Raw genomic sequence first — 21,175 nt, forward strand, 5'->3', positions numbered from 1 at the left:
TTATTTACGTTCGTCCCCCACGGACGGACGGATGCCAGAAGGTGACGGCCCGCTCTGCGAGCGCCACCAGACCATAAAAGCCCGAACCTGCGAGTGCGGCCACCGCGATCTCGGCCCAGACCATGTCGACATTGCTGCGGCCCATTTCCGCCGAAATACGGAAACCCATGCCGACGATGGGCGTGCCGAAAAACTCCGCGACGATGGCGCCGATCAGGGCGAGCGTGGAATTGATCTTCAGCGCGTTGAAGATGAAGGGCCAGGCGGCTGGCAGGCGCAGTTTCAGCAATGTCTGCCCCCAGCCGGCGGCATAGGTGCGCATCAGGTCGCGCTCCATGTGGCTGGAAGCGGCAAGCCCCTGCACCGTGTTCACCAGCATCGGGAAAAACGTCATGATGACGACGACGGCGACTTTCGACTGCCAGTCGAAACCGAACCACATGACCATGATCGGCGCTATGCCGACCACCGGAAGGGCGGAGACGAAATTGCCGATGGGCAAAAGTCCGCGTTGGAGGAAGGGCGAACGGTCGATGAGGATGGCGACGAGGAAACCGAGGCCGCAGCCCAGCACGTAACCGGTCAGCACCGATTTGAGGAAAGTCTGGCGGAAATCCGCCCAGAGGATCGGCAGCGAGCCGAGAAGGCGCGTGAGGATGGCGCTCGGGGCCGGCAAGAGGATGGGCGGCACGGAAAAACCGCGGACGATACCTTCCCAGAGAACCAGCAGGGCAAGGCCGAAGAGGAAGGGCACGGCGATGTGGCTAATGCGCTGTGCCGAAGCGGAAACGAAACTGCGCCGAACCAGCCATTCGTTGAAGACCCAGGCGGCAAGCCAGAACAGGATCGCGCCGATAAACCAGAAGGGGTTCGTCATGGCCGTGCTCCCATTCTCTTGAGGACGGCGGCGTGGGCAATGCCGATGATCGACACCAGCAGCGCCGCAACACCGGCGGCCATGAACAGCGCCGCCCATATCTGCACTGTCTGGCCATAATAGGAGCCGGAGAGCAAGCGCGCCCCGAGACCGGCGACGGCTCCCGTCGGCAATTCGCCGACGATGGCGCCGACCAGTGCAATCGCGATGGCGATCTTCAGCGAGGTGAAGAGATAGGGCAGTGCCGAAGGCCAGCGCAGCTTCCAGAAGATCTGTGCCGATGAGGCATTATAGGTGTGCATCAGATCGAGCTGGAGGGTTTCCGGGCTTCTGAGGCCCTTCACCATGCCGACGACGATCGGGAAGAAGGAGAGATAGGTGGAGATCAGCGCCTTGGGCAGAAGCCCGGAAATGCCGATGGAGTTCAAAACGACGATGATCATCGGTGCGATGGCGAGGATGGGGATCGTCTGGCTGGCAATGATCCACGGCATGACGGAGCGGTCCATGGCGCGGTTATGGATGATGGCGACGGCAAGCAGGATGCCGAGAACAGCGCCGATGGCAAAACCGAGCAGCGTGGCCGAAAGCGTGATGCTGGCGTGGTAGATCAGGCTGCGCTTGGAGGTGATCGCCTTGTTGACGGTCGTGTCCCAGAGTTCGGCGGCGATCTGGTGCGGGGCGGGGAGAACCGGGCGTTCCTGGGCGAAGGTTTGCGGCAGGAGTTGCGAGAAGCTCGGCGTTTGGCCGGCGCGGATGGCCTGGTCGCGGGCGAAAGGCATGTTGAGATAGATGACGGCGAGGTGCCAGAGGATGAGGATGGCGAGGAGGACGGTGAGGATGGGGAGGATGCGGTGGCGGAGGAGGGTCATGGTGTTTCTCTCCGACGCTTGCTCTGTGGGTGGGGTTTACGCTCACTACGGGGGTGACGCTTACCCCCCTCTGTCCTGCCGGACATCTCCCCCTCAAGGGGGGAGATCGACTCGTGGTGAGGTCTCGACCGTCTCAAGGACTGAGAGTGAAGAGAGGAGTGCGCCGCTTGCCGATCTCCCCCCTTGAGGGGGAGATGCCCGGCAGGGCAGAGGGGGGTAATGCTGGCGCCAACCTCACCCCTCATAACCATGCCCCGCCTTCAACCCCTCACGCACCCGATGCGCAATCGCCAGAAACTCCGGCGTCTCGCGAATTTCCAGCGGCCTTTCCCGAGGCAAGGTGGATTCGATCACATCCGTCACTCTCCCCGGCCGCGGCGACATGACGACAATTTTCGTCGAGAGATAAACCGCTTCCGGAATGGAATGGGTAACGAAGCAGATGGTCTTGCCGGTCGTATCCCAGAGTTTCAGTAACTGCTCGTTCAGGTGGTCGCGGACAATCTCGTCCAGCGCCCCGAAGGGTTCGTCCATCAACAGCAGGTCGGCATCAAAGGCGAGCGCGCGGGCGATGGAGGCGCGCTGCTGCATGCCGCCGGAAAGCTGCCAGGGATATTTCTTGCCGAAACCGTTGAGGTTGACGAGATCGAGCGTGCGGTCGATGCGCTCGCGTTGTTCCGACTTGCTGTAACCCATGATTTCGAGCGGCAGGGCGATGTTCTTTTCGATGCTGCGCCAGGGATAAAGTGCGGCGGCCTGAAAGACGTAACCATAGGAGCGGTCCCTGCGGGCATTTTCGGGCGTCGTGCCGTTGACGGTGATTTCGCCTGACGTGTGTTTTTCGAGATCGGCTATGACCCGCAGGAAGGTGGTCTTGCCGCAGCCGGAAGGGCCGATGAAGGAGACGAAATCGCCCTTTTTTACGTCCAGATCGACATCCGACAAGGCGTGGACCGGACCATCCCCCGTTTCGAAGGTCAGGCCTAGTTTTCTGGCGGAAACGACGGAATAGGAAGAGGCCTGGTTCATCTTGGCTGATTGTCGCTTTCCGTAAGGGCCGCGCGCGCCAGCGGCAGCATCTGGGTTTCCGTCAGTCTGGCGATCGTGACGCCGGGGTGGCGGTCGAGGTCGAGCCAGCGCACTTCCTCGATTTCCGCCTGCGGCACGACCTCGGCATGAAGTCTGGCGGTGAAGGCGTGGGCGACGACATCGGCGCCGGGCTCATTGGCGGCTTCCTCGCGAAAGATGCCCTCATAACGAACGGCATCTTCGGGCAGCGTCAGGCCGATTTCCTCGGCCAGTTCGCGGTGCAGCGCCTGCTGCGGCGTTTCACCCGGATCGATCTTGCCGCCCGGCTGCATGAATTGCGTGGTGCCGCGCTTGCGCACCACAAGCATCTGCCGTCGCTCGTTGAGGAGAATGGCGGCGGCGATGAGGATTTCCCGTTTCGGCTCGCTGCTCATGGTCATACGCCCGATGCCGGAATGCCTGTGCGTTCCACCTTGCGCGGCGAAACGAGTTCCTTCCAGGTGGACAGCGCCTGGCTGACGGCGGGGTAGGGATCACGGGCCACGAATTGGCCATGACCTTCCTGTGTTTCGATGGTGCCTTCCTCGACACTGACGAGGCCGCGCGACAGGGTGTAGCGCGGCAGGCCCTTCACCTTCTGCCCTTCGAACACGTTGTAATCGATGGCCGATTGCTGGCTTGCGGCGCTGATGGTCTTTTCCAGCGCGGGGTCCCAGACGACGATATCGGCATCGCTGCCGACGAGGATCGCGCCCTTTCTGGGATAGATATTCAGAATCTTGGCGATGTTGGTGGAGGTGACGGCGACAAATTCATTCATCGTCAGACGTCCGGTCACCACACCATGGGTCCAGAGCAGCGGCATGCGATCTTCGAGCCCGCCGGTGCCGTTTGGTATCTTGCGGAAATCACCCAGCCCGAAGCGTTTCTGCTCGGTGGTGAAGGCGCAATGATCGGTCGCCACGCATTGCAGCGAGCCAGAGGCGAGACCCGCCCAGAGACTGTCCTGATGCTGCCGGTTGCGGAAGGGCGGCGACATGACCCGGCGGGCGGCGTGATCCCAGTCGGCATTGGCATATTCGCTTTCATCGAGGATCAGATGCTGGATCAGCGGCTCACCATAAACCCGCATGCCGTTTTGGCGTGCGCGGCGGATGGCTTCATGCGCCTGTTCGCAGGATGTGTGCACAACATAAAGCGGGGCACCGGCCATATCGGCGATGATGATGGCGCGGTTGGTGGCCTCGCCTTCGACGGAGGGAGGCCGGGAGTAGGCATGCGCCTCCGGCCCGACATTGCCCTCGGCCATCAGCTTTTCCTGCATCTGAGCGACGATATCGCCGTTTTCCGCATGCACGAATGGAATGGCGCCGAGTTCCGCGCAACGCGAGAAGGAGGCGAACATCTCGTCGTCATTCACCATCAGCGCGCCCTTATAGGCCATGAAGTGCTTGAACGAGTTGATGCCTTTTTCCTGAACCACCGTTTTCATCTCGTTGAAGACCTGCTCGCCCCACCAGGTAACGGCCATGTGGAAGGAATAATCGCAATTGGCGCGTGTCGCCTTGTTGTCCCACCGCTGCAGGGCATCGAGAATCGACTGGCCGGGATCGGGCAGGCAGAAATCCACCACCATGGTGGTGCCGCCGGCAAGGGCGGCCCGCGTGCCGCTTTCGAAATCATCGGCGGAATAGGTGCCCATGAAGGGCATTTCCAGATGCACATGCGGATCGATGCCGCCGGGCATGACGTAACATCCCGTGGCATCGAGGATGGTGCCGCCGGTGAGGTCCGGGCCGATCTCGGTGATCCTGCCATCTTCGATCTTCACATCGGCGCGGTAGGTCAGGTCGGCGGTGACGATGGTGCCGTTTTTGATGATGGTGGCGGTCATTCGACGATCTCCGCAGTCTCCAGCACCGCATGCAGTAGCACATCGCAGCCGGCGGCCGCCCATTCCGGTGAAATCTCTTCGGCCTCGTTATGGGAAAGCCCATCCACGCAGGGGCAGAAGATCATGGTTGATGGAGCGACCCTTGCCGTCCAGCAGGCATCGTGGCCGGCCCCGGAGATGATGTCCATGTGGCTGTAGCCCAGTCGCTCGGCGGCGGAGCGCACCCGCTCGACCAGAATGGGATCAAAGGTGACGGGATCGAAATGGCCGATGGCTTCGATCGAGCAGCCGACGCCGAGTTCTTCGGCGATAACAGGCACTTCGCGTTCGAAGGTGGCCCGCATGTTGTCGAGTTTCGCCTGAGACGGCGTGCGAAGGTCGATGGTGAATACCACCTTGCCGGGCAGCACGTTGCGGGAATTGGGCGTGAAGATCATCTGGCCGACGCCGGCCACAGCTCCCGGCTGGTGGGCCATCGCCACTTCCTGGACCTTTTCGAGGATGCGGGCCGCGGCAAGGCCGGCATTGACGCGCATGGTCATCGGCGTCGAGCCGGTATGGGCTTCCTTGCCGGTCAGCGTCACTTCCAGCCACCACAGACCCTGACCATGGGTAACGACGCCGATCTGCTTGCCTTCGGCCTCGAGGATCGGCCCTTGCTCGATATGATATTCGAAATAGGCGTGCATCTTGCGCGCACCAACTTGTTCTTCGCCAAGCCAGCCGATGCGCTTCAACTCCTCGCCATAGGTCTTGCCGTCGGTATCGGTGCGGCTATAGGCGTAATCGAGATCGTGAATGCCGGCGAAGACGCCGGAGGCCAGCATGGCCGGGGCAAAGCGCGCGCCTTCCTCATTGGACCAGTTGGTGACGACAACAGGGTGTTTCGTCTTTATGTTGAGATCGTTCAGGCTGCGGACCACTTCCAGTCCCGCCAGCACCCCAAGCACGCCATCGAACTTGCCGCCCGTCGGCTGGGTGTCGAGATGGCTGCCAATATAGACCGGCAGCGCGTCCGGGTCCTCGCCGGGGCGGGTGGCGAACATGGTGCCCATGCGGTCGACGCCCATCGTCAGGCCCGCCGCCTCGCACCAACGCTGGAACAGGCTGCGGCCCTCGGCATCCTCATCTGTCAGCGTGCGGCGATTATTGCCGCCGGCAATGCCGGGGCCGATTTTCGCCATGTCCATCAGACTGTCCCACAGGCGGTCGCCATTGACCGTCAAGTTTTTACCCGCCGCCATGAAATGTCGTCCTCACCCGTTTTGTTTTTATCGAAGCAAAGCTTGTGCCGTTCCCGTTTTTGCCGGCTAAGATAACAGCCATTGCCTAAAGATGGCGATGGTGGATAAATTGACCGGCTGGTAAACATTGCAAATTCGCGATGGCGTCAGCAAGAGATTTTCGTGACGAATCGCACTAATTTTGCCTAAACTGTACGCGAAGATTATTTTTTAAGCATACTGTATCGGCAATTGCACTGAAAAGAAACAGAGAGCAGAGAATGGCCATACCGCGAGCAGCGAAAACCCAGAAGCGGACCCGCATTCAGGAAGAGAAGCAGGAAACGATTCTCGAGGCCGCGCTCAATGTGTTTTCCACCAATGGCTTCCGTGGTTCCACCATCGACCAGATTGCCGAGGCGGCCGGCATGTCGAAACCGAACGTGCTTTATTATTTCCGCACCAAGGAAGCGATGCATCGCGCGCTGATCGAACGGGTGCTGGACACATGGCTCGATCCGCTGCGGGCTTTCGATGCCGAAGGCAATCCCGAAAGCGAGATCCGCTCCTATATTCGCCGCAAGCTGGAAATGTCGCGCGATTTTCCGCGTGAGAGCCGGCTCTTCGCCAATGAAATCCTGCAGGGCGCGCCGCATATCGAGGATGAACTGAAAGGCCCGCTCAAACAACTGGTGGATGAAAAGGCCGAGGTGATCCGCGCCTGGATCAAGGCGGGGCGGATGGCCAAATGCGACCCCTATCATCTGATCTTCTCGATCTGGTCGACCACCCAGCATTATGCGGATTTTGACGTGCAGGTGCGCGCCGTGCTGGGTGACAGACACGGTGGCGACGGTCGTTTCGAGGATGCGGCCCGGCATCTGGAGCAGCTTTTCATGGGCGGATTGCGCATCAGCGGCTGAAAGCCAGGGTTCTCACGAACAGGTGATCGATTCTTTCTACAGAAACATGAGGAAAATTATCACCTTTATACTTTACTCCAAAACTCATCTTTATTATGGTGCCGGCATCCCGCTTATGGGGCCCGAAGATCGGGGCATGAAAAATCAACCGGCAGGTGAGGGAATGGCACGCAAGGAAAAGAAGAAAGCCGAACGCGGCGGCAAGCAGGGCAAGGGCGCGCCTCAACCTGAAAAGGACGTGGCCGAACAGCAGCTTTCCGGTCCGAAGAGCTTTCTTTACGTTGGCGGCCGTGACTGTCAGGTTGCCCATCTTCGCCAGATCGCCAGCAATTTCGGCGCCGAACTGATCCATCACGATGGCGGCCTGCGTGAGGCGGTTTCGCGCATCGATACCGTGCTTCCCTCCGTCGACTGCGTTTTTTGCCCGATCGACTGTATCAGCCACGATGCGTGTCTGCGGGTGAAGTCCGGTTGCAAGAAATTCGGCAAGACGTTCATTCCGCTGCGCAATGGCAGCAAATCCAGTCTGGAGCGGGCGCTGCAGACGATGAATGAACGGACTCCCAACGATGAGCGACGAGCGCAATAATTTTAAGGGTGAAGAGCCGGCGGCAGACGAAGCCTGCCGCGTGGAACTGCACAAGATGGCCGAACAGGCTGCCGATCCGGCCCTGACGGAAATGTATGAGATCGTCGGCGAACGTCAAAGGCGCAACCGCGCCGCGACCACCGGCGGCAATGTGGTGATCTTTCCCCACCTGCGCACCCGCCAGCCCGGCGAGGCGCCGCCCTTCGCTCTCGGCGAGGCGGCGGAAAAGGGCCGCAACATCCTGCCGTTTCGCTGGACGCGGCGGCGTTAAGGCCGATCAGCCTTTCGGCTTCAGGAACGCGCCGGCGCAGAGCACCAGCCATCCGCCGATCATGCCGAGGCCGCCTATGGGGGCTGCGTAGGGGAACAGGCTGTGGCCGGAAAAATGTCTGACGACGAGATCGCCAACAAAGACCGCAGTGCCGAGGCCGAGGATCAGGCCCGCCGGAATGGCGGTTCTGATGCGGTCCGCGCCGATATTGAGTGCCACCAGCACCGGCGCATGGGCCAGCGCCATGGCCGAGGCATTGCCCAGCATATAGGTTTCGCCGGTATGGGTGGCGGCGGCGGCAAGCATGACACCGGCAGCCCCCAAAAGGCCGCCCAGCAGCAGAATGAAGGCGCGCAGTCTCGCGTGGGTCATGGGTTATCCGCTTCCTGGTTCTGCATGTGAAAGGCCAGCCGTTCCACCGGCGCCCAGATGATCTCGCACAGCTTCGCATTCTCGATCGTCTCATCCATGGCGCGGCGAAAACACAGCAGCCATTCATCCCGCTCCGTGGGGCCGATGGGGGCGACGAAATGGCGGCGGCGCAGCATCGGGTGGCCGTGTTTTTCGACATAGACGGGCGGTCCGCCAAGATATCCCGTCAGATAGTCGTAAAACTTCGCCTCGCTGCCGGAAAGATCGGCAGGGTGGATGGCACGGCAGCGCGCCGCCTCGGGCAGGGTATCCATCAATTCATAAAAACGCCGGGTGAGCGCCCTGACGGTCGCATCGCCACCGATCGCTTCATAAAGGGTAACGGTCTCGCCGCTCATCGTCGCCTCCTTGGACCCTGCGGTCCTTATCGCTTTCCGGGGCAGCGAGTGCAACAGGGAAAGGCGGGATGCGACATTTGGGACATTCTGCCCATAAAACTTCAGTTTTCAGGCCCGACGGATTGTTGAATAGCCTGGACGGCGATTTTCAGCGGTGCGACATGTTCGGTCACCACCGCCCAGATCACATCATCCGCGATCTTGTGGTATTCGTGACGTAAAATATTGCCGATCCCGTGAATTTGTTTCCAGGGAATGTCAGGCGCGACATCAAGCAAGTCCTCCGGGATGTGCCGTGATGCCTCGGAAACGATCTCCAAAGCGCGCTGTACGGCAAGCTTGAGGAGCCAGTTCTGTTTGAAGTCGTCCAGTGACAATCCGGCGGTATGCGCCTCGATGCCTTGGATCGCCTCCAGCATTTCGCTGAGAACCGGCCCGACCCTACGCCTTATCATCAGAATATCCGCACTGCGGATTGCTCGATGTCGGCGCGGAGCAGCGGGTGAAGGCTGTTGCGGGTGGTCACGTCCACTTCCATAGCTAGCTCGTCTTCGAGAAACTGCTTGATGCCGACGAGATCGATCAGCGAAAAGCGACCGTCCTGATCGTAATCGATGAAGACGTCCAGATCGCTTGCGGGCAGTGCTTCATCGCGGACGGTGGATCCAAAAAGATACAGCGATGTCGCGCCCATGCTTTTCATGGCATGGGCGTGCATTTTGAGTTTCCTGATGGCCTCTGCTCTCTTCATGTGGCAAGCTTACACCATCGCGCAGGCGGCATCCACACTCAGCCAAAATTCCGGATGAGTTCGAGCCCCTTGTGCAACAGCGTTTCGGCTTCATCCTGGTTGGCGGCCTCGACGTAGCAGCGCATTTCCGGGGCGTTGCCGGAAGGGCGGAAATGGATGGTGCTGCCGTCGGTGAGCGCCACACGCAGGCCGTCAATGTCGCTCAGATCCTTGACCTTGCCTACAGGGGCGAGGAAGGCCTCAAGGTTGTCGCGGGAGGCGCGCAGATGCGTCATCAGGGCGGCGCTTTTTTCCTGGGCGAAATTTTCCAGGCGGTCGGCGGCGGCGACCGGCAGCCTGTAGGCGGCGGCAATCTGCGAGAGCGGTTTTTTCTGCTCGGCCGAGAGAAGCAGCACGGCGAGAATGGGCAGGAAGCTGTCACGCGTCGGCAGTGGCGAAAGCGGCCTGCCGTTCAGCGTAAAGGTGGAGGCCGTCAGCAGGCCGCCATTGGCCTCGAAACCCATGACGCCGTTTTTTCCCTCGGCGAGAGCCTGCGCCATGCCGGCGATCACAAAGGGTGAGCCGACCTTGGTGCGGATGACCTCGAAGGAGCCGCTCGCCTCGATGCCCGAATTGGACGTGACCGGGGTGACGACGACGCCGGCATCGAGGAAATTGGCGGTGATGAGGCCGATCAGGTCGCCGCGCAGCGGTATGCCGTTTTCATCGGACAGCAGAGGGCGGTCGCCATCGCCATCGGCGGAAACGATGGCGTCGAGGCCATGCTCGGGCGACCATTCCTTAAGAAGTGCCAGCGTTTCCGGCGAGACTGCCTCGGTATCCACCGGGATGAAGCTTTCGGAGCGGCCGAGCGGCACGACGTCGGCGCCATAATGGGCCAGCACGTCGACAAAGAGATCGCGCGCCACCGTGCTATGCTGGTAAACACCGATCCTGAGGCCGGAAAGCGCCTTTTCCGGCAGGAGGGCGATGTTGCGTTCGTAGAAGAGTTCGGCAGCGATGGCGGAATGGTCCTCGGCGGTGGCCGCCTCGTCGCTTATGCCTTCCGCCTCGATTTCGGCGGCAAGGGCCGCGATCGCGGTTTCGTCCTGCTTGTCGATTTCGCCGTCCGGGCGGTAGAATTTAATGCCGTTGCGGTCTGCCGGGATATGCGAGCCGGTAATCATCACCGCGCCGGCCTTCAGCGACAGGCCGTAAAGTGCCAGGGCAGGGGTCGGCACCGTGCCGCAATCGAGCGGCTTGAGGCCGGCTTTTTTCAGCGCGGCGATGCAGGTGGCGGAGACATCCGGGCTCGAATCGCGAAAATCGCGGCCGATGAGAATGGGATCACCCACCTTTGCCTGACCCGACGTGAGAAGGTGCCTTGCAAATGCCGTGGCGTAGACGGCGGAGGCTTTTCCCTTCAGATCGACGGAGAGGCCGCGAAGGCCGCTCGTTCCGAATTTCAGGCTCATTCCAAACTCCGTTTCCATAAAATCTTTTGAGGTGCAAAGGGATAATGAAAAAATATAACGGTTGAAAGAACCGTATCGATCCATTCAAGTCAATCATCGCTTTCATGGCGGCCGCGAATAGGCGATGATGGCGGCAATAATGCGGGTAACCTAAAATTCACCCGTCATATTTAAACTTGTCCGTCAATAGCGGCTCTGGCGACGATGGGAATACTGTGTTGCCGGCCTTTTTTGTGGTTCGTTCGGGTTGGATTGGCTGATGTACAGGCTTCAAAAGGCGGGACATAAGCAGGCACGTCCGCTCGATGAAAAAACGGCGCCCGCCGCCAGAACCCATGGTTCCCTGCTGGACGATCTGGTGGATGAGGACGAGGTTTTCGAGCGTACGGTGCTGAAAGAGCATCTCGAGCCGAGACCGGCGCCGACCGCTGCCGAGCCGGCCCCGGTCGAGACGCGGGTGAGGGCGGCTTCACCTGGTGGAGGCCTTGCCTCCATGCTACCCGGCCTCAAATATATCGACAGGATCGGTGTGGACGACGTGCTCGTCTGGCTGCGCAAGGGTATTGTCTGGATCGTGCTGGCGATCGTTCTCTGCGTCGCCGGCGCGCTCACTTACGCCTCCATGACGCCGCCGCGTTACAAGGCCTATACGGATATCGTCGTTAACCCCTCCAACCTGAACGTCGTCAATGACGGGGTGTTTTCCCCCAACCAGCAGCGGGATACGCAAATCCTCGAGGTGGAAAGCAAGCTGCGCACCATCACCTCGCGCAACGTGCTGGCGCGGGTGGTGGAGGAACTGAAGCTCGACCAGGATCCTGAATTCATCAGCCCACCGCCGCTTGCCCGGCTGAAGGCAATGTTCTCATCAAAGCCTGATGATGGCGACAACCGTGTCGGCGCGCTCCGCTCGCTTGGCGACCGGGTGGCGGCGGAACGTGATCCGCGCTCTTTTGTGGTCACGCTTTCGGTCTGGACCAATGATGCCGAAAAATCGGTGACGGTCTCCAAGGCCATCGTGAAGGCCTTCGAAAGCGAGCTGTTCCAGACAAATTCCGACAGCAGCCAGCGCGTCGTCGACGATCTCAAGAAGCGGCTCGAGGAAATGCGCGAGAATGTGACCATCGCCGAAAAGCGCGTGGCCGATTTCCGCCGCGAGAACGGCCTGCAGGAAAATAATGGCCAGCTCGTCAGCAATCTCGCCTCCGGCGAATTGAATGCGCAGGTGCTTGCCACCCAGCAGCGCCTCATTCAGGAGGAATCCCGCCTGAAGCAGATGGAGGCGGCGATCGCCCAGAACCGCACCCAGAGCGACGCCATCTTCGACAGCCAGACGATGAACACCATCCGCGCCCAATACAGCACGCTGCAGCAGCAGATCGGCGCGATGACGCTGACCTATGGCGCACGCCATCCGCGTCTCGCAACCGCCGGCGCGGAGCGGGCGATGCTGGAACGTGGCATGGCGGATGAGGCGCGACGCATCCTGCAGGCGGCCAAGATCAATGTCGCGGAAGCTCGCTCCTCGCTCGATGCGCTGAGATTGAAGGCGGTGGCGGAGCGCGCCAATGTCTTCACCGACAATGAGGCGCAGGTGCGGCTGCGCGATCTGGATCGCGACGCCCGTTCGGCGGCGGCGATCTATGAGACTTATCTCACCCGCTCGCGCCAGCTTGCCGAACAGCAGTCGATCGATTCCACCAATGTGCGGGTGATTTCGCAGCCGGTCGCGCCCAATTCCCGAAGCTGGCCGCCGGGCAAGCTGACCTTCCTGATCGCCGGTGGCATGGGCGGCCTGTTCCTCGGTCTGGCGATCGCCGTGGCGCTCGGTCTTTGGGGTTACCTGCGGCGGGACGATCACGCGGAAGCAGCGGCACGTTATGCCTGATCCGGGAGCGGCTGCCTGCCGGGCTTATTCTTCCGAGATAAGGCCGTCATAAACTTCGAGCAGAGCGGCGGCGATGGCGGCGCCCAGCGCATTGCCCGCATCGCGAATACCGGTCTCGTCGCCGTCGCGCACCGAAATGGCCAGATCGGAGGCTTCGTTGGCAACGATTTCCTTGGCCCGTTCTATCGCCCAGAGGCCGAAATCGCCGCGATTATCGATCGATACTGTTTCCATGGCGAAGACCTTTCCGTGGTTTGATGTCGTGGTCCCTTTAGCCCATCGGCGGGGAAACCGGAATAGGCGACAGGAGTGGCGCACAACCTTCAGGCGTGTAAAATGCCTGCGACATGCGGGGATTTATAAAAATATTAATGATAGTTCTTCGTAGTGTCTGAAGCCTTATACCCTAAGCATAAGCGTGAATATAACAATGAAACGATGCCTATCTTGGACACCGGACAGATCATGACAGGGAGAGAGATGCCGGATATGGGAGGGCCGGGCCAGGTCTGGCCGGTTATTCCCCTTGCGGCGTTGCCCATCACTGACGCGACCATCGATGAAACGGCGCGGGATTTCATCCTGCGTGCGGGAAGCGAGCGCGTGGCCGGTGCAAGACCGTTTTATTCGACCTCGGCGAACGGCCAGGTCATTGCGCTCTGCCATCACGATCGGGAATTCGACGCCATGCTGCGGCAGGCGGACCAGATTCACGCCGATGGCATGTCGCTGGTGATCTTCTCCCGAAAATTCTGCCGGCAGGCGCTGAGGGAACGGGTCGCGACGACGGACCTCGTTCACGCGGTGGCCAGGCGCGCCGAAGAAACGGGCAGCCGGTTTTATTTCCTCGGCGGTTCGGAAGAGGTGAACCGCGCGGCGGTCGAAGAAATGCAAAGGCTTTATCCGCGTCTCATATTTTCGGGACGGCGCAACGGTTATTTCAGCCGCGCCGAGGAAGACGCAGTCCTTGCCGATATCGCCGCTTCGAAAACGGATATTCTCTGGGTCGGCTTCGGCATTCCGCTGGAGCAGCGTTTCGTTTCGCGCAATCTCGACAGGCTTTCCGGCATTGCCGTGATCAAGACCTGTGGCGGGCTTTTCGATTTCCTTGCCGGGAAGAACAGCCGCGCACCGCAATGGATGCAGGATATGGGGCTGGAATGGCTCTACCGGGCGATGCTTGAGCCGAAGCGTCTGGGAAAGCGGTACCTGCTGACCAATCCGATCGCGATATATTCGCTGCTGAAGTATCGCTTCGGGGCGTCGGGTCAGGGCCGGTAAAGCTGCGGCAAGCCTCTTGCGCGGCAGGCATATTGCATCGCGTCAGTTAATCAGCTTTCCCTAACTTATTGAGCGAACGGGCTTTGCCGCTGAAATTCGTTGCAACTGCGAAGGACCGCGCTACACTGTCCCAATATTAGAAATTTATTCGAATCAGAGATATTTTGGGGACACCCATGGTGATTACGTCCATTTCTCTTTTCATATATGGAATTGGCACCGCCACCTCTCTCGCCATGACCTATATTGAAGGTGCCCGCCGCGACAAGAATTGGGATTTTTACCGGGTGACCGGCATTGTCCTGTGTTTCTTCTGGCCGCTGCTGGTGCCGCTCCTCGTTCTCGCGACTGCCTTTTCGTCACTCGGTTTGCAGAAACGGCGTCTGAACATGCTGTCGTTTGGCAGGGAAAAGACCCTCAGCTAGACCAGCTATGAGAACGATTGGGGTTCAGCTCTTCTTCGCCGGCGCCTTGTAGGGCGTCAGCGTGATGCCGAGGCTTGCCATCACCCGACCGATGGACATGAGTGGCGGATGTGTGGCGGGCAGCAATGCACCGGTTTTCAGCCCGGCGGAAACGGCGCGACCCAGAGACAGGCACAGGCTGATGGCATTTTTGGCGGTAAGCAGCAGTCCGCCCTTCAGGCCGGGGCGGCGGGCGCGGTCGATGCTGTAATTGATGATGCCGGTGCGAAGCGAGCGCTCCATGATCCAGCGCGGCGCCATCCGGCTTTCCGGCACATATTCGATGATGACGGCGCGGGCATTCCAGGCAAACTTAAAGCCGGCCTTGCGGCAGCGGGTGAAGAAATCCATGTCGCCGCCGCCGAGAAAGTTGAACTGCACGTCGAATTCCGGTTTCGGCAGGCTTTCGAACACCCGACGCGAGATCAGGCAATTGCCCGATCCGTGGATTTGCTCGACAAGGCCGGTCGGCGCTTCGATGGAGCCGAACAGCGGATGCGACAGGACCGCCTTCGAAGCAGGGGCGTCGAATTCGCGGTTGACGGGTCCGCCGACGATATCGACGCCGAAGGATTTTGCCGCCGACACCATTTCGGCAAGCCAGACGGGGGCGGCGGCCTCGTCGTCATCGATCATCAGGAACCACTCAGCCGAAGGATAAGTCTGCCTGGCGGTGCGGAAGGCGGTGTTGATGGCGTAACAATTGCCCTGCGTCGGCTCTACCAGTGCCTGACCGGCCATGTTGTGTTGTGCGAAAAATGCGCGCGCGACGGCAAGGCCCTGCTGGCCCGCGCCATCATTATCGACCACGACGACAGCGAAGGGAAAATCGACCTTCTGGGCTGCAAGCGATGCAAGCGTCTTTTGCAGCCCTTCCGGTCGGCGGAAACTTGGAATGCAAACCACCGCTTCCGGCATGATCTCGGGCATGGAAACTCCTAAATTCCGGCCAGTGCGGCGGCGGAAAAGACCACGGCCCTGAGGCTCTGGCGCGGGCGGTTGAGTATGGTATCGGCAAGCGCCGAAAACGCCTCGCGGTAGCGGCGGGCGCGGAAGGCCTGCGCCACGGTATAGGCATTCATGTGGTTTTCGGACCGGTGGCGCAGCCGCCGCAGTTCCTGCGGGGAAATGGCGGCGACGATGGCGGGATCGGAAAACACGGCTTCGATGGCCGGTTCGCAATCGCGGAAGGTCAGGAGCCTGTTCATCATCACGCTTGTCCTGTGCACCCGGTAATCGAGCACATGGCAGCCGGGCAGATAGACGAAACGACCGGCCGCGGCTAGCCGACACCAGCCATACCAGTCTTCTGCATAACGCAAGGTCTCGTCGAAACCGCCGAAATCCTGAAAGATGCGGGTTCTGACCAGCATGATGCCGCCATTGACGATGAAATTTCCGCCGAGCAGCGGCTGGAGAATGAAACCGTCAGGCTTTTCCCGGCGGCGAATGAGGTTGCGCCGGCCGATCTTTGTGCCGTTTTCGTCGATACGCTCATAATCACCGTAGACAGCGACGACGTCAGGGCCGGAGATGCCGGCGCACAGCGCTGCGATGGCGCCCGGTTTCAGACGATCATCGGCATCGAGAAACATCGTCCACTCGCCGCGCGCCTGCGACAGGCCGAAATTGCGCACGGCGGAAACACCCTGCCGCCCTTGCGGCCGGGCCAGCAATTTGACGCGGGGATCGGAAAACCCTTCCACCTTCCGCGCGGTGGCGTCGGTGGAGCCGTCATCGACGACAAGCACTTCGCGGATGGTCCCGCCCTGGAGCAACACGCTTTCGATCGCTTCCACGATGTAACGCTCGCCATTGCGAACGGGAATGACAATCGAAACGGAGACCAAGCTTTTCAACTCCATGGGGGGCGAGCCAAGCATTCTCACAGTGAAGTTACTACCGCATTAAGCGAGCCTCACCAATTATGACGTGGTATAGCGTCGGTTAACCTTGCAAATCTTTAATATCCTTTTGGCATGATTGGAATGTTATGTTTTGAGAATAAGAGCGCGGTGCGTCCCTTCGGATGCCGATGCGCTGGGGTTGCGGAGGCGGGTTGATGCGGATCGGGCGGCGGAATTTTCTGGGTGGTGCGGCAAGCGCTGGCCTGTGGCATGCCGTGGCCGGCCCGGCCTTTGCCGCGCAGAAAAAAGCCACGATCAAAACCGCTCCTTATGGCGCCGCCATATACCTGCCGGATCTCACCGCAGACAGCCGCATCGGCGAAGCGGTGGTGAAATATTGCTCCCGCATTACCCCGGTCACCGAAATGAAATGGGAGGTGATGCGGCCTTCGGCAGAGGTGTTCGATTTCGCCGCCGCGGATGCACTCGCGAATTTCGCGCGTCAGCACAAGCTTTCCATGCATGGCCATCCGCTGATCTGGTATGCCTCCAACGCGCCATGGCTTGCCAGTGTCAGCGGCGCCAAGGTCGAGAAGCTGATGGAAACCCATATCGTCACCGTGATGGAGCGATACAAGGATGTGATCCACAGCTGGGATGTGGTCAATGAACCGATCCCCGACGTGCCTGCCAATGTGCGCGCGCGGCGCGATGCGTGGTATTACGGCGCCGGGCCTGACGCCATCAAGAAGGCCTTCGACATCGCCCATGCGGTCGATCCGAAGGCACAGCTCGTTCTCAACGAATATGACGTGGAATTTGCGTCCGAAAAATCGCCGGCCAAACGTGCGGCCTTCCGCAATCTCATCCTCGAGCTGCTCGAAAAGGGCGCGCCGATCAACGCCGTTGGCCTGCAGGGGCATTTGCGCGGCGGCTGGCCGATCGCCAAGGACGAGCTTGCCGCCTTCACGACGGAAATGCGGAGTTACGGTCTTGCCGTCATGGTGACGGAGCTTGACGTGATGGACCAGACGCTGCCCACACCGGAGGCCGAGCGCGACATGCTGATCACCGGCCAGGTCCGCGCGTTTCTCGAAGCAGCTTCGGCAGGTGGACCGCTTTCTTCCATCACGACATGGGGCATTTCGGATCAATACAGCTGGATCCGCTGGGCCTATCCGCGCCGCGACGGAACCGCCAACCGACCGCTGCCGCTCGACTGGAGTTTCAACGAAAAACCCATGATGGCCGTCATCAATGAATTCCGGAACCGTGGTGCATGACTATGAATGCTGAAATGCCGCTTCCTCCCGTAAAAAAGGCGCTGCAAATCAACCTCCATCCCTTCGATGCTCCGCATGCGGCCCTCACCCTGCCGCATCAGCTCAGGGTCTGGGGCGGGCAGGTGGACCGCATCCTCCTGACGGTCGATACGGGGCAAGTGGGGGCCGGCCGGTACAAGGGCAACGGTTTCGATTCAGCGCGTCAGCGTCTCTTCGATATGCTGGACGAGATGCAGATCAACTATCCGCATCTCTATGTGGATATCGTCGATTACAGCGATGCGGCGCGCAGCGCGGTAACGCAGACCTTCTTTTCGCGCTCGCCGATCCCCTATCCCGCCAAGGCTTTTGATGGTGGGCCGTTCCACGTTTATTTCTACGGTCTGAAACGCGCCAATGCCCGCTACGTGCTGCATATGGACAGCGATATGATGTTCGGCGGCGGCAGCCAGAGTTGGTTCAGCGAGGCGATCGCGCTGCAGAAGGCCAATCCGGATGCGCTGTGCATCACGCCCTTTTCCGGGCCGCCGACGGTTCGCGGCGATCTCGATATTTCCCGCCATGTCGGTATGCCGGGCGTGAAGAACATCCCCGAGCCGCGCAAGCTTCCGTCGCGCATTCCCACCTGGCGTTTCGCCACCGTTTCCACCCGGCTTTTCATGATCGACATGGAGCGTTTCGCCAAGCGGATCGGCTCGCTGGAACTGCTGCGGCCCGATGTCAAACGGCGCATCCGCTCCTATGCCTATAACCAGCAGCCGGTCTCCATGCCTGCCGAGGAAGTGCTGAGCACCAACATGATGCGCAGCGGCGTTCACCGGCTCGATTTTCTCGGCACGGGCAAGGGCATGTATTCGCTGCATCCACCCTATCGTTCGCCGGAATTCTACGCGGCGCTCCCCTCGATCGTCGAGCGCATCGAAAAGGGCGATATTCCCGAAGGCCAGCTCGGCGATTTCGATATCAATGGATCGATGGTGGACTGGGAAAGCGCGCTGGCGGCCAAGACGCGTTCCAAACGCTACGCGAAAGCGCTACGCCATCTCATCTCGGCCAATGTCGGGCGTTTCACCAGGGCTTGAAGTGCCGCGCCCGTGTCCCGTTGCGGTGCTCGGGCAGGTGTATAGCGGCACGGGCCTCAATAGTCGGTGATGAGCTTGCTCCAGCTTTCCGAGCACAGCCCGCCAATATAGATGTCGCCGGCCAGCGCCTTTTCCCTCAGCGCGTCATCGCGGGTGGCCATGCAGAAATAGCCGTCGTGGCGGAAGCTCATATGGTTCTGGCGATAAAGCGCGTTGATGAGAAAGGGCTGCGACATGCCGGTGATGTGGGCATAATTCTCGTCATCGAAATGGCAGAACAGGGTGTTGAGAACATCATTTTCACGACCGGCGTCACAGACGAGATTGAGCACATAGGCCGTCCGTCCCCGCTGGCCGAAAAACAGCGCGGCGCCCATGACATGGCCTTCGGCATTCTCGATCAACAGGCTTTTCAGTTCGCCGAGGCTTTCATTGGCCCTGCTCATCTCCACCAGCCAATGGAACTCCTCATGGGACCATTCCGGGCGAATGGAAAAACGCTCGATCTTTGCGAGCGCTTCGCGGCGGAAGGTTTCGCAATCCACGGCTCTCACCCTGGCACCGGCCACCTCGTGCGGTCTTAAACCCTTCTTCCAGCGCCGCAATATGCCATCCACGAACCCAAGCGTCGCTAGGGCAAGCGTGGTTTTGGCCAGCTTCGAACGGCGTGGCATGCGCAGCGCGATCGTGCAGAAGGGCTTGAGCGCCTTGTGCCATTGCAGGCTTTCGATCGGCAGCATATTACCGCCGATCGCCACCCAGTGATCGGCGCTGACGGGGGAGGCCGTATCCGAGAACAGCATGTCGTGTTTCGATGCCCGCATGCCGCGCGACAGACGTGCTGCTCCGAGTGCGCCGAGTTTCCCGTCCGATGCGAAGGCGCATAGCAGCCTTGCGGTAATGGTTTTTCCATGGACGATGAAACGCATGGGTATGGCGAGGATGACGCTCGTGACCCTGTCGCCTGTGTCGTAGACGACGCTGCCGTTTTCCGGGCTGAAGGCGGGGCTGCCGAAGAACAGTCTTTCGATATAGGAGCGGAAGTCGAAGTTGCGCTCCTGCCCGGTCTTCTTGAAAGCGCTGTTGAGCACGGTCTCGACGGCGGGGAGGTCATCCCTGCGCATGGGGCGAATGCCGGTTGCGCTCAGCTGAACCGGGCGTTGTGTCGACTGACCGCTGTCGCCATCGCCAATATTGGCGTGTATCTGAACGTCCACCGTTGGCCTCCAGCTTTTTGCGCATTGACTAAATCAACCATAGGCAGCGTATATTTGAACTTCTTAATATAGATATAAAACCCGTGAAACGAGCCGTTCGTGATGCGCCGTGAGAAAATAAAATGCTTTTATCTCAGTCCATTACGGGATATGGCATGCTGCGCTGTAGGTTAACAAATTATATTTAAATGAGCAACCAAAGGATGAAATATGGTACATATTTGATCGACCCTTCCGGGTTTTGAAGTTTATTTTTCGGAAATGAAGGTCTTGGTCTTTCGCTGCCGATTTTGATTGCTTACGGCGGCGGCGAATAATCGCTGTGCTATTTTCCCGTGCATCATGAATAACTAAAGAATGGGATTGCGCAGGAGACCCGTATTACCGGCTATTCGAAGCACGCGTTTCAATGCTGGCGGCTTCCTGCAATTGTCGCGCCCTGAACCGGGGATGGTCCTCCGGCGCTGCTTGCGCAACAGGCTTCGCCGGTAATCCGCTTCAGATGAATTTTGAAATGATTTTTCGTTGCAAATATGTAAAAGAGCCGATTGTTGCGCGCGTTTGCACCAATTTTCGCTAAACATGCGCGGCACAAGTCTTTGTTATTGTGCATGTCTCACCGCGAAACCCGTGATATTGGCGTGGCCGGCACTAAAGAACGGATCGGCTAGGTCAAGAGATGACAGATAAAGGCGCCTGTGCGCTCGAGGCGGATGACATCCACAAGAGCTTCGGCACGCATGAAGTTTTGAAGGGCGTTTCGCTGAAAGCGCACAAGGGCGATGTCATATCGATTATCGGCTCGTCCGGTTCCGGCAAGAGCACCTTCCTGCGCTGCATCAACTTTCTCGAAACGCCGGATCGCGGCCGGGTCGTCGTCAATGGCGAGGAGATCGCCACGAAGGCCGGCAGGGATGGCAAGGCCGTGCCGAAAAGCTGGCGGCAGGTGGAAAAACTGCGCACCGGGCTTGGCATGGTGTTCCAGAATTTCAATCTTTGGGCCCATCGCACCGTTCTCGAAAACGTCATCGAGGCGCCCGTTCATGTTCTGGGTGTCAGACGGCATGAAGCGCTCGAAAAGGCCGAAGCCCTGCTGAACAAGGTCGGCCTCTATGACAAGAAAAACGCCTATCCTGCCTTTCTGTCCGGCGGGCAGCAGCAGCGCGCTGCCATTGCGCGCGCGCTCTGCATGGAACCGGCGGTGATGCTGTTTGACGAACCCACCTCGGCGCTTGACCCGGAACTGGTGGGCGAAGTGCTGAAGGTCATTCGCGATCTGGCCGAGGAAGGCCGCACCATGCTGCTCGTCACCCACGAAATGCGCTTTGCACGCGATGTTTCCTCAGAGGTCGTGTTTCTGCATCAGGGCCGGGTGGAGGAAGCGGGGCCGCCGGCACAGGTGTTCGGCAATCCCACCAGCGCCCGCTGCCGGGAATTTACCGGCGCGCTGGCCAATTGAC

23 protein-coding genes and 1 pseudogene are annotated in these 21,175 nt (G+C 60.0%); 9 read left to right on the plus strand and 15 right to left on the minus strand.

The features are described from left to right. Positions 1–4: 4 nt before the first annotated feature. The 6 genes from O8B93_RS23770 to O8B93_RS23795 form a co-directional block, all read right to left on the minus strand. On the minus strand, positions 5–877 hold the full coding sequence (locus O8B93_RS23770) for an ABC transporter permease (protein ID WP_269712293.1): 873 nt from the start codon (positions 875–877) through the stop codon (positions 5–7). Continuing rightward, entirely contained in the window at positions 874–1,749 is an 876-nt protein-coding gene (locus O8B93_RS23775; RefSeq protein ID WP_269712294.1) for an ABC transporter permease, read from the minus strand. Before O8B93_RS23775 ends, O8B93_RS23770 begins: the two co-directional genes overlap by 4 nt. Positions 1,750–1,983: 234 nt before the next feature. Further along, on the minus strand, positions 1,984–2,778 hold the full coding sequence (locus tag O8B93_RS23780; protein WP_269712295.1) for an ABC transporter ATP-binding protein: 795 nt from the start codon (positions 2,776–2,778) through the stop codon (positions 1,984–1,986). Then, positions 2,775–3,218: an NUDIX hydrolase gene (locus tag O8B93_RS23785; protein ID WP_269712296.1), complete on the minus strand. Its 444-nt coding sequence runs from the start codon at positions 3,216–3,218 to the stop codon at positions 2,775–2,777. Before O8B93_RS23785 ends, O8B93_RS23780 begins: the two co-directional genes overlap by 4 nt. Further along, a complete protein-coding gene (gene hydA, locus O8B93_RS23790) occupies positions 3,215–4,672 on the minus strand; it encodes a dihydropyrimidinase (protein WP_269712297.1) in 1,458 nt (485 codons plus the stop codon). Before hydA ends, O8B93_RS23785 begins: the two co-directional genes overlap by 4 nt. Then, positions 4,669–5,916: a Zn-dependent hydrolase gene (locus O8B93_RS23795; protein ID WP_269712298.1), complete on the minus strand. Its 1,248-nt coding sequence runs from the start codon at positions 5,914–5,916 to the stop codon at positions 4,669–4,671. Before O8B93_RS23795 ends, hydA begins: the two co-directional genes overlap by 4 nt. Positions 5,917–6,176: 260 nt before the next feature. On the opposite strand from O8B93_RS23795, the gene O8B93_RS23800 reads away from it, so the two are divergent. From O8B93_RS23800 to O8B93_RS23810, 3 genes and pseudogenes are all read left to right on the plus strand, one after another. Further along, the gene (locus tag O8B93_RS23800; protein WP_269712299.1) at positions 6,177–6,818 is read left to right on the plus strand and encodes a TetR family transcriptional regulator C-terminal domain-containing protein; all 642 of its coding nucleotides are present in this window, start codon (positions 6,177–6,179) and stop codon (positions 6,816–6,818) included. A gap of 265 nt (positions 6,819–7,083) precedes the next feature. After that, positions 7,084–7,407: pseudogene (locus O8B93_RS23805) on the plus strand (DUF2325 domain-containing protein); the annotation flags it as partial. After that, complete coding sequence (locus tag O8B93_RS23810) at positions 7,388–7,678, plus strand: hypothetical protein (protein WP_269712300.1); 291 nt, start codon at positions 7,388–7,390, stop codon at positions 7,676–7,678. The pseudogene O8B93_RS23805 and the gene O8B93_RS23810, both read left to right, overlap by 20 nt. A gap of 6 nt (positions 7,679–7,684) precedes the next feature. On the opposite strand, the gene O8B93_RS23815 is transcribed toward O8B93_RS23810, so the two are convergent. From O8B93_RS23815 to uppO, 5 genes are all read right to left on the minus strand, one after another. After that, positions 7,685–8,050: a DUF423 domain-containing protein gene (locus tag O8B93_RS23815; RefSeq protein WP_269712301.1), complete on the minus strand. Its 366-nt coding sequence runs from the start codon at positions 8,048–8,050 to the stop codon at positions 7,685–7,687. Continuing rightward, entirely contained in the window at positions 8,047–8,448 is a 402-nt protein-coding gene (locus O8B93_RS23820) for a globin domain-containing protein (RefSeq protein ID WP_269712302.1), read from the minus strand. The genes O8B93_RS23815 and O8B93_RS23820 overlap by 4 nt, the downstream gene beginning before the upstream one ends. 101 nt (positions 8,449–8,549) lie before the next feature. Then, positions 8,550–8,867: a HepT-like ribonuclease domain-containing protein gene (locus O8B93_RS23825; protein ID WP_405049088.1), complete on the minus strand. Its 318-nt coding sequence runs from the start codon at positions 8,865–8,867 to the stop codon at positions 8,550–8,552. A 35-nt stretch (positions 8,868–8,902) separates the two neighbouring features. Then, complete coding sequence (locus O8B93_RS23830) at positions 8,903–9,199, minus strand: nucleotidyltransferase family protein (protein ID WP_269712304.1); 297 nt, start codon at positions 9,197–9,199, stop codon at positions 8,903–8,905. A 38-nt stretch (positions 9,200–9,237) separates the two neighbouring features. Then, positions 9,238–10,653 (minus strand): polysaccharide biosynthesis phosphomannomutase UppO, encoded by a 1,416-nt coding sequence (gene uppO / locus O8B93_RS23835; RefSeq protein WP_269712305.1) that lies wholly within the window; start codon positions 10,651–10,653, stop codon positions 9,238–9,240. 259 nt (positions 10,654–10,912) lie between these two features. Here uppO and uppM point away from each other — a divergent pair, with 259 nt between their 5' ends. Continuing rightward, positions 10,913–12,541 (plus strand): polysaccharide biosynthesis protein UppM, encoded by a 1,629-nt coding sequence (gene uppM / locus O8B93_RS23840; RefSeq protein ID WP_269712306.1) that lies wholly within the window; start codon positions 10,913–10,915, stop codon positions 12,539–12,541. 24 nt (positions 12,542–12,565) lie between these two features. Here uppM and O8B93_RS23845 read toward each other — a convergent pair whose 3' ends face one another. Then, positions 12,566–12,775: a hypothetical protein gene (locus tag O8B93_RS23845; RefSeq protein WP_269712307.1), complete on the minus strand. Its 210-nt coding sequence runs from the start codon at positions 12,773–12,775 to the stop codon at positions 12,566–12,568. Positions 12,776–13,021: 246 nt separating this feature from the next. Here O8B93_RS23845 and uppL point away from each other — a divergent pair, with 246 nt between their 5' ends. Together uppL and O8B93_RS23855 are read left to right on the plus strand one after the other, a co-directional pair. Beyond that, a complete protein-coding gene (uppL, locus tag O8B93_RS23850) occupies positions 13,022–13,822 on the plus strand; it encodes a polysaccharide biosynthesis UDP-hexose transferase UppL (protein WP_269712321.1) in 801 nt (266 codons plus the stop codon). 176 nt (positions 13,823–13,998) lie between these two features. Next, the gene (locus O8B93_RS23855) at positions 13,999–14,247 is read left to right on the plus strand and encodes a hypothetical protein (RefSeq protein WP_269712308.1); all 249 of its coding nucleotides are present in this window, start codon (positions 13,999–14,001) and stop codon (positions 14,245–14,247) included. Between the two features lie 24 nt (positions 14,248–14,271). On the opposite strand, the gene uppJ is transcribed toward O8B93_RS23855, so the two are convergent. Both uppJ and uppH read right to left on the minus strand, forming a co-directional pair. Further along, positions 14,272–15,216 carry a polysaccharide biosynthesis UDP-hexose transferase UppJ gene (gene uppJ / locus O8B93_RS23860; RefSeq protein ID WP_269712309.1) on the minus strand — a complete coding sequence of 315 codons (945 nt, stop codon included), beginning with the start codon at positions 15,214–15,216 and terminating at the stop codon, positions 14,272–14,274. 8 nt (positions 15,217–15,224) lie between these two features. Continuing rightward, positions 15,225–16,136, minus strand: coding sequence for a polysaccharide biosynthesis endo-1,4-beta-xylanase UppH (uppH, locus tag O8B93_RS23865; RefSeq protein ID WP_269712310.1), 912 nt, complete (start codon positions 16,134–16,136; stop codon positions 15,225–15,227). 212 nt (positions 16,137–16,348) lie between these two features. Between uppH and uppI the strand changes: the two genes are divergently transcribed. Together uppI and uppG are read left to right on the plus strand one after the other, a co-directional pair. Next, a complete protein-coding gene (uppI, locus tag O8B93_RS23870) occupies positions 16,349–17,416 on the plus strand; it encodes a polysaccharide biosynthesis UDP-hexose transferase UppI (protein WP_269712311.1) in 1,068 nt (355 codons plus the stop codon). 2 nt (positions 17,417–17,418) lie between these two features. Further along, complete coding sequence (gene uppG / locus O8B93_RS23875) at positions 17,419–18,498, plus strand: polysaccharide biosynthesis glycosyltransferase UppG (protein WP_269712322.1); 1,080 nt, start codon at positions 17,419–17,421, stop codon at positions 18,496–18,498. 56 nt (positions 18,499–18,554) lie between these two features. Here the strand turns inward: uppG and O8B93_RS23880 are convergent, their stop codons facing one another. Beyond that, positions 18,555–19,622: a GNAT family N-acetyltransferase gene (locus O8B93_RS23880; RefSeq protein ID WP_269712323.1), complete on the minus strand. Its 1,068-nt coding sequence runs from the start codon at positions 19,620–19,622 to the stop codon at positions 18,555–18,557. Positions 19,623–20,394: 772 nt separating this feature from the next. On the opposite strand from O8B93_RS23880, the gene O8B93_RS23885 reads away from it, so the two are divergent. After that, entirely contained in the window at positions 20,395–21,174 is a 780-nt protein-coding gene (locus tag O8B93_RS23885) for an ABC transporter ATP-binding protein (RefSeq protein WP_269712312.1), read from the plus strand. Position 21,175: the final 1 nt, after the last annotated feature.

Origin of the sequence: Martinezella rhizogenes, from assembly GCF_027460065.1 — a bacterium.
Lineage (GTDB): Bacteria > Pseudomonadota > Alphaproteobacteria > Rhizobiales > Rhizobiaceae > Agrobacterium > Agrobacterium rhizogenes_C.

What these genes read in the sequence shown, in the direction of transcription:
- O8B93_RS23825 (WP_405049088.1), bottom strand. Translation starts at nt 8,867, where the DNA reads ATGCTGGAGGCGATCCAAGGCATCGAGGCGCATACCGCCGGATTGTCA.
- O8B93_RS23855 (WP_269712308.1), top strand. Translation starts at nt 13,999, where the DNA reads ATGGTGATTACGTCCATTTCTCTTTTCATATATGGAATTGGCACCGCC.
- O8B93_RS23810 (WP_269712300.1), top strand. Translation starts at nt 7,388, where the DNA reads ATGAGCGACGAGCGCAATAATTTTAAGGGTGAAGAGCCGGCGGCAGAC.
- hydA (WP_269712297.1), bottom strand. Translation starts at nt 4,672, where the DNA reads ATGACCGCCACCATCATCAAAAACGGCACCATCGTCACCGCCGACCTG.
- O8B93_RS23845 (WP_269712307.1), bottom strand. Translation starts at nt 12,775, where the DNA reads ATGGAAACAGTATCGATCGATAATCGCGGCGATTTCGGCCTCTGGGCG.
- O8B93_RS23775 (WP_269712294.1), bottom strand. Translation starts at nt 1,749, where the DNA reads ATGACCCTCCTCCGCCACCGCATCCTCCCCATCCTCACCGTCCTCCTC.
- uppJ (WP_269712309.1), bottom strand. Translation starts at nt 15,216, where the DNA reads ATGCCCGAGATCATGCCGGAAGCGGTGGTTTGCATTCCAAGTTTCCGC.
- O8B93_RS23795 (WP_269712298.1), bottom strand. Translation starts at nt 5,916, where the DNA reads ATGGCGGCGGGTAAAAACTTGACGGTCAATGGCGACCGCCTGTGGGAC.
- O8B93_RS23785 (WP_269712296.1), bottom strand. Translation starts at nt 3,218, where the DNA reads ATGACCATGAGCAGCGAGCCGAAACGGGAAATCCTCATCGCCGCCGCC.
- O8B93_RS23885 (WP_269712312.1), top strand. Translation starts at nt 20,395, where the DNA reads ATGACAGATAAAGGCGCCTGTGCGCTCGAGGCGGATGACATCCACAAG.
- O8B93_RS23880 (WP_269712323.1), bottom strand. Translation starts at nt 19,622, where the DNA reads ATGCGCAGGGATGACCTCCCCGCCGTCGAGACCGTGCTCAACAGCGCT.
- O8B93_RS23830 (WP_269712304.1), bottom strand. Translation starts at nt 9,199, where the DNA reads ATGAAGAGAGCAGAGGCCATCAGGAAACTCAAAATGCACGCCCATGCC.
- uppG (WP_269712322.1), top strand. Translation starts at nt 17,419, where the DNA reads ATGAATGCTGAAATGCCGCTTCCTCCCGTAAAAAAGGCGCTGCAAATC.
- O8B93_RS23815 (WP_269712301.1), bottom strand. Translation starts at nt 8,050, where the DNA reads ATGACCCACGCGAGACTGCGCGCCTTCATTCTGCTGCTGGGCGGCCTT.
- uppI (WP_269712311.1), top strand. Translation starts at nt 16,349, where the DNA reads ATGCGGATCGGGCGGCGGAATTTTCTGGGTGGTGCGGCAAGCGCTGGC.
- O8B93_RS23770 (WP_269712293.1), bottom strand. Translation starts at nt 877, where the DNA reads ATGACGAACCCCTTCTGGTTTATCGGCGCGATCCTGTTCTGGCTTGCC.
- O8B93_RS23820 (WP_269712302.1), bottom strand. Translation starts at nt 8,448, where the DNA reads ATGAGCGGCGAGACCGTTACCCTTTATGAAGCGATCGGTGGCGATGCG.
- uppM (WP_269712306.1), top strand. Translation starts at nt 10,913, where the DNA reads ATGTACAGGCTTCAAAAGGCGGGACATAAGCAGGCACGTCCGCTCGAT.
- uppL (WP_269712321.1), top strand. Translation starts at nt 13,022, where the DNA reads ATGCCGGATATGGGAGGGCCGGGCCAGGTCTGGCCGGTTATTCCCCTT.
- O8B93_RS23800 (WP_269712299.1), top strand. Translation starts at nt 6,177, where the DNA reads ATGGCCATACCGCGAGCAGCGAAAACCCAGAAGCGGACCCGCATTCAG.
- uppO (WP_269712305.1), bottom strand. Translation starts at nt 10,653, where the DNA reads ATGAGCCTGAAATTCGGAACGAGCGGCCTTCGCGGCCTCTCCGTCGAT.
- O8B93_RS23780 (WP_269712295.1), bottom strand. Translation starts at nt 2,778, where the DNA reads ATGAACCAGGCCTCTTCCTATTCCGTCGTTTCCGCCAGAAAACTAGGC.